This window comes from Mycobacterium sp. E802 (assembly GCF_001666875.1).
GTDB lineage: Bacteria > Actinomycetota > Actinomycetes > Mycobacteriales > Mycobacteriaceae > Mycobacterium.
On record NZ_LZJD01000126.1, the window covers coordinates 1 to 8,366 of the forward strand.

8 protein-coding genes and 1 pseudogene are annotated in these 8,366 nt (G+C 66.9%); 7 read left to right on the forward strand and 2 right to left on the reverse strand.

Features of this window, described 5'->3' with window-relative positions; genetic code table 11:
* Nucleotides 1-367: pseudogene (locus tag A5699_RS18690) on the forward strand (DUF1298 domain-containing protein); the annotation flags it as partial.
* Here A5699_RS18690 and A5699_RS18695 read toward each other — a convergent pair.
* Nucleotides 331-966, reverse strand: a complete 636-nt coding sequence (locus A5699_RS18695) for a TetR/AcrR family transcriptional regulator (RefSeq protein ID WP_067772032.1) — start codon at nucleotides 964-966, stop codon at nucleotides 331-333. The pseudogene A5699_RS18690 and the gene A5699_RS18695 overlap by 37 nt on opposite strands.
* Nucleotides 967-990: 24 nt before the next feature.
* Between A5699_RS18695 and A5699_RS18700 the strand changes: the two genes are divergently transcribed.
* The 3 genes from A5699_RS18700 to A5699_RS18710 all read left to right on the forward strand — a co-directional run bounded on the left by A5699_RS18700 (nucleotide 991) and on the right by A5699_RS18710 (nucleotide 4,129).
* Entirely contained in the window at nucleotides 991-1,755 is a 765-nt protein-coding gene (locus A5699_RS18700; protein WP_067772035.1) for an SDR family NAD(P)-dependent oxidoreductase, read from the forward strand.
* Between the two features lie 22 nt (nucleotides 1,756-1,777).
* Entirely contained in the window at nucleotides 1,778-2,290 is a 513-nt protein-coding gene (locus tag A5699_RS18705; RefSeq protein ID WP_255378835.1) for a DoxX family protein, read from the forward strand.
* Nucleotides 2,291-2,395: 105 nt separating this feature from the next.
* Nucleotides 2,396-4,129, forward strand: a complete 1,734-nt coding sequence (locus tag A5699_RS18710) for a DUF3556 domain-containing protein (protein ID WP_067772040.1) — start codon at nucleotides 2,396-2,398, stop codon at nucleotides 4,127-4,129.
* Between the two features lie 11 nt (nucleotides 4,130-4,140).
* On the opposite strand, the gene A5699_RS18715 is transcribed toward A5699_RS18710, so the two are convergent.
* Complete coding sequence (locus A5699_RS18715) at nucleotides 4,141-4,932, reverse strand: FadR/GntR family transcriptional regulator (RefSeq protein ID WP_067772042.1); 792 nt, start codon at nucleotides 4,930-4,932, stop codon at nucleotides 4,141-4,143.
* 202 nt (nucleotides 4,933-5,134) lie between these two features.
* On the opposite strand from A5699_RS18715, the gene A5699_RS18720 reads away from it, so the two are divergent.
* Genes A5699_RS18720 through A5699_RS18730 form a run of 3 tightly spaced genes read left to right on the forward strand, consistent with a single transcriptional unit; the run spans nucleotide 5,135 to nucleotide 8,226 of the window.
* Nucleotides 5,135-6,283, forward strand: a complete 1,149-nt coding sequence (locus tag A5699_RS18720) for a thiolase family protein (RefSeq protein ID WP_067772045.1) — start codon at nucleotides 5,135-5,137, stop codon at nucleotides 6,281-6,283.
* Nucleotides 6,280-7,080 carry a crotonase/enoyl-CoA hydratase family protein gene (locus A5699_RS18725; RefSeq protein ID WP_067772048.1) on the forward strand — a complete coding sequence of 267 codons (801 nt, stop codon included), beginning with the start codon at nucleotides 6,280-6,282 and terminating at the stop codon, nucleotides 7,078-7,080. The genes A5699_RS18720 and A5699_RS18725 overlap by 4 nt, the downstream gene beginning before the upstream one ends.
* A gap of 3 nt (nucleotides 7,081-7,083) precedes the next feature.
* The gene (locus tag A5699_RS18730; RefSeq protein ID WP_067772051.1) at nucleotides 7,084-8,226 is read left to right on the forward strand and encodes an acyl-CoA dehydrogenase family protein; all 1,143 of its coding nucleotides are present in this window, start codon (nucleotides 7,084-7,086) and stop codon (nucleotides 8,224-8,226) included.
* The last annotated feature ends 140 nt before the right edge of the window (nucleotides 8,227-8,366 follow it).

Below are 8,366 nucleotides of genomic sequence, written 5' to 3' on the forward strand. Positions count from 1 at the left end.
GGATTTCGCCGAGCGCCGACGCCGCGCGGCTCACCCGGGCATGATCGCGGCCGGCCGAGCATTCGCCGCCACCCCGGCCCCGTTGTTGCGGTGGGGCGTCGCGCAATTCGACCCGACGGTGCGGGCGCCTATGGTCACCGGCAACACCGTGGTGTCCAGCGTCAACCGGGGCGCGGCGGATCTGCGGTTCGGTGAGGCTGCGGTGGTGGTGACGGCCGGTTACCCCTCGCTGTCACCGATGATGGGGCTGACCCACGGCGTGCACGGGATCGGGCAGACGGTGGCGGTCAGCGTGCATGCCGCCCGGTCGGCAGTCGGGGATATCGACGCTTACCTCGCGCGGCTGGAGGCGGCGCTGGGCGGTTGACCGCGGCGCAGCATGGCGATGCCGACGTCCAGGGCGGCCTCCAGATAACTCAGGTCGCCGGAGGCCAGCAGGACACTGACGCCGCCCTGGATTCCGGCCAGCAGCGCGGCCGCGACCCGGTCGGCGTCCAGATCGGCGGCGACCTTGTCCTGTGCCTGCATGTGCCGAATTCCCGCGGCGATCTCGTCGTGCCATTGCTGCAACAGGGCTTTGGTGACCGCCTGGGCGCCGGGGGTGGTGCGCCCGATCTCCGACATGAGCAGGCTCAACGGGCAGCTCTGGCCCTGACGTCGATAACGCTCGACCACTGCGTCGCGCCAACGTTGCCACGCGGCCCATGAGGTCAGCTCACCCAAGTAGGGCTGCTGGTCTTCCAGCACCATCTGGGCCTCACGCTCGGCGACCGCGAGCAGAAGCTGCTCCTTGCCGTCGGGGAAGTAGTGGAACAGCTGGCTCTTGGAGGTCTGGGTGTGCGCGCGGATGTCGTCGAGCGTGGCCGCGGCCACGCCGTTGCTGCGGATCACCGCGGCGGCACCCTCGATGATGCGGCGTCTGGTGGCCGCGCCCTTGGCCGTCAGTTTCTGGACTTGCAGGTCCATTTTCAGCGGCTTATACCTGGACTCATGAGTCCAAACACTACGCGTTTGCGCGGCCGCACAGCACTTGTCACGGGTTCCACCGGAGGCCTCGGCGTCGCCATTGCCAAGGCCCTGGTGGCCGAAGGCGCCCTCGTCGTCGTCAGCGGCCGGAACAAGGAACGCGGCGATGCCGTCGTCGCCGAGATCCGGGCTGCCGGAGGGCAAGCCGAATTCGTCGCCGCCGACCTGGGTGCCGGAGGCGACGAGGCGCACCGCCTGGCGCGAGAAGCCTTGGCGGCAGCCGGCGGGCAGATCGACATCCTGGTCAACAACGCGGCCGTCTGGGGGATGCCGCAAACCACCGAGGAAGTCTCGGAAACCGCCCTGCTCGAGTCTTATCAGGCCAACGTGATCGCACCGTTCCTGCTCACCGGTGCCCTGGTGCCGGCGATGGCCGAGCGTGGCGACGGCGCGGTGATCAACATCGGGTCGATCACCGGACTGATCGGCGGGGACCGGTCGGCGCTGTACTCGTCGACCAAGGCGGCCGTGCACTCGCTGACGAAGTCGTGGGCGGTCGAGTACGGTCCACGCGGGGTCCGGGTGAACGCGGTGGCCCCCGGACCGATTGCGACCGAACGCGCCGCCGCCGTGGCCGACGACGTGGCCCCGGTGCTGGCCCGCATCCCGTCGCGGCGGATGAGCACGCCCGAGGAGGTGGCCGCCGCGGTGGTGTTCCTGGCCGGTGACGACGCCCGAAACATCCACGGGGCGATCCTGAGTGTGGACGGGGGCTGGGCAGCGGCGTGACAGATGGCCTAGATTCTGTCACGTGGCTTCTGATACAGCGCTCCTTGTTCTGCGGGTCGTCCTCGGGCTGACGATGGCCGCCCACGGCTACAACAAGTTCTTCGGCGGCGGCCGCATCCCCGGCACCGCGGGATGGTTCGACAGCATCGGCATGAAACCCGGCATGTTCCACGCCCGGGTCGCGGCGACCACCGAGATCGCGGCCGGCCTCGGCCTGGCGCTCGGCCTGCTCACCCCGATCCCGGCGGCCGGCTTCGTGGCGCTGATGCTGGTCGCGGCCTGGACCGTGCACCGGGCCAACGGTTTCTTCATCGTCAAGGAAGGCTGGGAGTACAACCTGATCCTGGCCGTCGCGGCGGTCGCGATCGCCGGGCTGGGCGCCGGCCGTTACAGCCTCGACTACCTGTTGTTCTCCGGCACCGACGTGTGGAACTACGTCCAGGGCTGGTGCGGTCTGGCGATCGCGGTGGTCCTGGGCCTGGTCGGAGGGATCGGCCAGTTGGCGATCTTCTACCGCCCGCCGGTCAAGTCCTAATTTCCTCGCCGAACAGACGCAAACCGGTACTTTTTCGAGCGAAGAAGTACCGGTTTGCGTCTGTTCGCGTGAGGGCGGAATAGAACACGTTCTAGTCTGGCTGGCATGGGTTTTCTCAAACAGGTCGCTCCCCAGGTCGACTTCGAGGAATGGAGTAAGGGCAGCCGCGCCGAGAAGATCCGGCCGATGGCGCGCCACTGGGCCGAGGTCGGATTCGGGACACCGGTCGTGCTGCACCTGTTCTACGTCGTCAAGATCCTGCTCTACATTCTCGGTGCGTGGTTGATCGCGCTGACGACCGAAGGAGTCGATGGCTTCACGAACGTCGCCTCCTGGTATGCCGAGCCGATCGTCTACCAGAAGGTCATCTTCTACACGATGCTGTTCGAGGTCATCGGCCTCGGCTGCGGTTTCGGCCCGCTCAACAACCGGTTCTTCCCACCCATGGGCTCGATCCTGTACTGGTTGCGGCCCAAGACGATCCGGCTGCCACCCTGGCCCAACCGGGTGCCGCTGACCAAGGGCGACGACCGTACCCTGCTCGACGTCGCGCTCTACGGGGCGTTGTTGGTCATGCTGGTGGTGGCGTTGTGCTCGCAAGGCTCGGGCCCCATCCCCGACCTTGGCACGCAGATCGGCGTGCTGCCGGTGTGGCAGACCGCCGCGATCCTCGGGCTGCTGGCGATCGCCGGTCTGCGGGACAAGGTGATCTTCCTGGCCGCGCGCGGCGAGGTCTACGGCGCGCTGGCGGTCTGCTTCCTGTTCAGCGGCGCCGACATCGTCATCGCCGCCAAGCTGATCTGTCTGACCATCTGGATCGGTGCGGCGTCGTCGAAGCTGACCAAGCACTTCCCGTTCGTCATCTCGACGATGATGAGCAACAACCCGATCTTCCGGCCCCGCTGGATCAAACGGAAGTTCTTCGAACACTTCCCGGACGATTTGCGCCCGGGCCGTCCGTCCCGCTTCCTGGCCCACTTCTCCACCGTGATCGAGGGTTTGGTGCCGTTGGTGCTGTTCTTCTCGCACGGCGGCTGGCCGACCGCGATCGCCGCCTTCGTCATGCTGGTCTTCCACTTCGGCATCCTGAGCTCGATCCCCATGGGCGTGCCGCTGGAGTGGAACGTCTTCATGATGTTCAGCGTGCTGGCGCTGTTCGTCGGGCACGCCGGCATCGGACTCGGGGACCTGAACAGCCCATGGCCGATCGTGCTGTTCGCCGTGTCGGTCACCACCGTCGTGCTGGGAAACCTGTTCCCGCGCAAGATCTCCTTCCTGCCCGGGATGCGGTATTACGCGGGCAACTGGGACACCTCACTGTGGTGCGTCAAGCCGTCGGCGGCCGAGAAGATCGAGAAGGGCATCGTGGCGATCGCCAGCATGCCCGCCGCGCAGATGGAGCGGTACTACGGAAGCCCGGAGACCGCCCAGATGTACCTGTACATGGGATATGCGTTCCGCGGGTTCAACTCTCACGGCCGGGCGCTGTTCACGCTGGCGCACCGCGCGATGGTCGGGCACGACGAGGACGACTACGTGCTGACCGACGGTGAGCGGATCGTCTCCACGGCCATCGGCTGGAACTTCGGTGACGGCCATATGAGCAACGAGCAACTGATCGCTGCGTTGCAGAAGCGGTGTCACTTCGAGCCGGGGGAGGTGCGGGTGGTGATCCTCGACGCGCAGCCGATCCAGCATCAGACCCAGCAGTACCGGCTCGTCGACGCGGCCACCGGCGAGTTCGAGCGGGGTTACGTCAAGGTCGCCGACATGGTGACCCGTCAGCCCTGGGACGACGAAATACCGGTCCAGGTGGAGCGAGACGACGCCACCGCCTGAGGCGCGCAGGCTCAGCGCATGACGTCGCGCACCTTGACGCTCTCGATGTCCTGCAGCATGAGGATGCGGGCGGTGTCGAGGTGTTTGCGCCAGTGCGCCTCGGCGGCGTCACCGTCACCGGAGCGGATGAGCTGGATCAGCTTGCGGTAGGACCGCATCAGCTTGTCGTAGTCGGCCTTCGACACCGGCCGGCGCTCCTTGAACAGAAAGGCATGGTGGCGCACGGTGATCTCGTGCAACATGCCGGCGATGATGCCGAGGGTGGCATTGCCCGACAGTTCGACCACCCGGCGGTGAAAGTCGCCGGTGGTCTCGGCCAACCGGTCCGATTGGTGGTCGGTGGGGATGTGCTCGTCGAGCATGCGTTCCAGTTCGGCGAACGCCGCCTCGTCGCCCTTCTCGGCCAACAGCCGCGCGGCCATCGGCTCGATCGCCGCGCGGCCCACCAACAGGTCGGCGATGTCGGCGCCGGACAGCTCGAGCAGCAGACCGGCGGGGCGGGCGACGATCTCGGGGCCGGGCACCCGCACCCGGGCGCCGGTGCGCGAGCCACGCCGCACCTCGACGAGACGCTCGGATTCCAGCACCCGCACGGCCTCGCGGAGGGTGGGGCGGCTGACGCCGAAGTGCTCCATCAGCTCGGCTTCGTTGGGCAGGAAGTCGCCCTCTTTGAGCTGGCCGTCGACGACCATCCGCCGCAGGGTGCCCGCGACGAGCTCGGCCGTCTTCGGGGAACGGACCGGCGCCTGCGGTGCGATCGCGTCGGGGCCGATCATCGGCGCCAGTGGTGTGGTTCTAGCCACCAGACACTCCCAGGTAGACAAGGTCGATTACGGGCCGGGCGGCCCAGCTGTGCAACTCAGTAAACCATCTAGGCCTCTCTTGGACGGTACATCAGCTCTACCAACCAGTAGGTTGACCTAGTAAACCTACTGGTCTATTTTCACCTCGAGCGACCCGTCGAGCTCTAAGGGGGTCGCGCCACAACCCTTCAAAGGAGAAGTCATGGCTGAAGCCGTCATCGTCGAGGCTGTCCGGTCACCTATCGGGAAGCGCAACGGCGCCCTGTCGGGTGTGCACCCGGCGGAGCTGTCGGCCCAGGTGCTCAACGGCCTGGTGGAGCGCGCCGGCGTCGACCCTGCCCTCGTCGACGACGTCATCTGGGGCTGCGTCATGCAGGCCGGTGAGCAGGCCCTCGACATCGCCCGCACCGCCGTGCTGACCGCCGGCTGGCCCGAGACCGTGCCCGGCGTGACCGTCGACCGCCAGTGTGGTTCCAGCCAGCAGTCGCTGCACTTCGCCGTGGCCGGTGTGGTGGCCGGTCACTACGACGTCGTCGTCGCCGGTGGTGTCGAGTCGATGTCGCGCACGCCGATGGGCTCCTCGCTGGCCAACGGCGGGCATCCGTACCCGGAGGCCTTCCGGGAGCGCTACAACGGGCAGAACCCCAACCAGGGTGTCGGTGCCGAGATGATCGCCGAGCAGTGGGTCCTGTCGCGCACCCAGCTCGACGAGTTCTCCCTACGTTCGCATGAGAAGGCCGCGGCCGCACAGGATTCCGGCGCGTTCAAGGATCAGATCGTCGGGATCAAGGATCAGGACGGAAACGTCGTCTTGGAAGACGGCGGCATCCGCCGCGGCGGCACCGTCGAGTCGATGGCCGCAATCAAGCCGGCCTTCAAGGAAGACGGCGTCATCCACGCCGGTAACTCCAGCCAGATCTCCGACGGGTCGGCCGCGCTACTGATCATGTCGGCCGACAAGGCAAAAGACCTGGGGCTCAAGCCGCTTGCCAAGGTGCACACCGCGGTGCTGGCCGGCGCCGACCCGGTCATCATGCTGACCGCGCCGATCCCGGCCACTCAGAAGGCTTTGAAGAAGTCCGGTCTGAACGTCGATGACATCGGCGTGTTCGAGGTCAACGAGGCCTTCGCCCCGGTGCCGATGGCCTGGCTCAAGGACATCGGCGCCGACGAGAGCCGCCTGAACCCCAACGGCGGTGCCATCGCCCTGGGTCACCCGCTCGGCGGCTCCGGCGCCCGCATCCTGACCACCCTGCTGTACCACATGCGCGACAACAACATTCAGTACGGCCTGCAGACCATGTGCGAAGGTGGCGGCCAGGCCAACGCGACCATCCTGGAGCTCCTGTGACCGACGCCGACACCCAGCCCGGCGCGATCGTCGAAAAGCGTGGGAACGTCCTGCTGATCACGATCAACCGGCCCGAGGCGCGCAACGCGATCAACGCCTCGGTCAGCATCGCCGTCGGCGACGCGCTGGAGCAGGCCCAGCACGATCCCGAGATCCGCGCGGTCGTCCTCACCGGATCGGGCGACAAGTCGTTCTGCGCCGGTGCCGACCTGAAGGCGATCTCGCGGGGGGAGAACCTCTTTCACCCCGAGCATCCGGAATACGGCTTCGCCGGCTACGTCAGCCACTTTATCGACAAGCCGACCATCGCCGCGGTCAACGGCACCGCCCTGGGCGGCGGCACCGAACTGGCGTTGGCCAGTGACCTGATCGTCGCCGAGGAAAGCGCGAAATTCGGTCTGCCCGAAGTGAAGCGGGGGCTGATCGCCGGTGCCGGTGGCGTGTTCCGCATCGCCGAGCAGCTGCCCCGCAAGGTGGCCAACGAGCTGCTGTTCACCGGTGAGCCGATGACCTCGGCCGACGCGCTGCGCTGGGGCCTGATCAACCAGGTGGTGCCCGACGGGACCGTCGTGGACGCGGCACTCAAGCTGGCCGAGCGGATCACCGGCAACGCGCCGCTGGCCGTGCAGGCCTCCAAGCGGGTGGCCTACGGCGTCGAGGACGGCGTCGTCGTCGGAGACAAGGACGGCTGGAAGCGCACCAACCGCGAGTTCAGCACCCTGCTGCAGACCGAGGACGCCAAGGAAGGGCCGCTGGCCTTCGCCCAAAAGCGCGAACCTGTTTGGAAGGCAAAGTAAATCATGAAGCGAACGATCTACACCGCGGAGCACGAGGCGTTCCGCGAGACCGTCAAGGAGTACATCGAGCGTGAGCTCGTACCGCACTCCGAGAAGTGGGAGACCGAGCGGATCGTCGACCGGTCGGCCTACACCGCGGCCGGCAAGTACGGCGTCATCGGGTTCAACATGCCCGAGGAGTTCGGCGGCGGCGGGTCGGATGACTTCCGGTTCAACGCGATCATCGACGAGGAGATCGCCAAGGCCGGCGTGCACGGCCCCGCACTGAGCCTGCACAACGACGTCGTCGGCCCCTACTTCAAGGACCTGACCAACGACGAGCAGAAGAAGCGTTGGCTGCCGGGCATCGCCAGTGGCGAGACCATCATCGCCGTCGCGATGACCGAGCCGGGCGCAGGCAGCGACCTGGCCGGCATCCGCACCTCGGCGGTGCGCGACGGGGACGACTGGATCATCAACGGCTCCAAGACCTTCATCTCGTCGGGCATCAACTGCGACCTGTGTGTCGTGGTGGCCCGCACCGATCCCGAGGCCGGCCACAAGGGCTTCACGCTGTTCGTGGTGGAGCGGGGCATGGAGGGCTTCACCCGCGGCCGCAAGCTCGACAAGATGGGCCTGCACTCACAGGACACCTCCGAGCTGAACTTCGAGAACGTGCGGGTGCCCAACGCCAACCTGCTCGGCAAGGAGGGTCGCGGGTTCTACCACCTGATGACCAACCTGCCCTCGGAGCGGCTGTCGATCGCGATCTCGGCCATCTACGGCGCACGCGCGGTCTTCCAGGAGACGCTGCAGTACGCCAAGGACCGCAAGGCATTCGGCCAGTCGATCGGCAGCTTCCAGCACAACCGGTTCCTGCTCGCCGAGATGGAGACCGAGCTGGAGGTCACCGAGAACTACATCGACCGCTGCCTGCAGGGCGTCGTCGACGGTGAGCTGACCGCCGTGGAAGCCGCCAAGGCCAAGTGGTGGGCCACCGAGGTGGCCAAGAAGGTCGTCGACAACTGCGTGCAGCTGCACGGCGGCTACGGCTACATGATGGAGTACCGCGTGGCGCGGGCCTACGTCGACGGACGCATCCAGACGATCTTCGGTGGCACCACCGAGATCATGAAGGAGATCATCGGCCGCGACTTGGGCGTCTAGCCGGCTCGGGGTCTAGTTTTTTCCGCGACCAGACGCAAAACCGCACCTTTTCACGTGAAAAGGGGCTCTACTGACGTTTCCGTGGGTGTTTGACGGGCCGTCCTGGCAGTGAGGGGCGGTGGCCGCCGAGGGCGAGCATG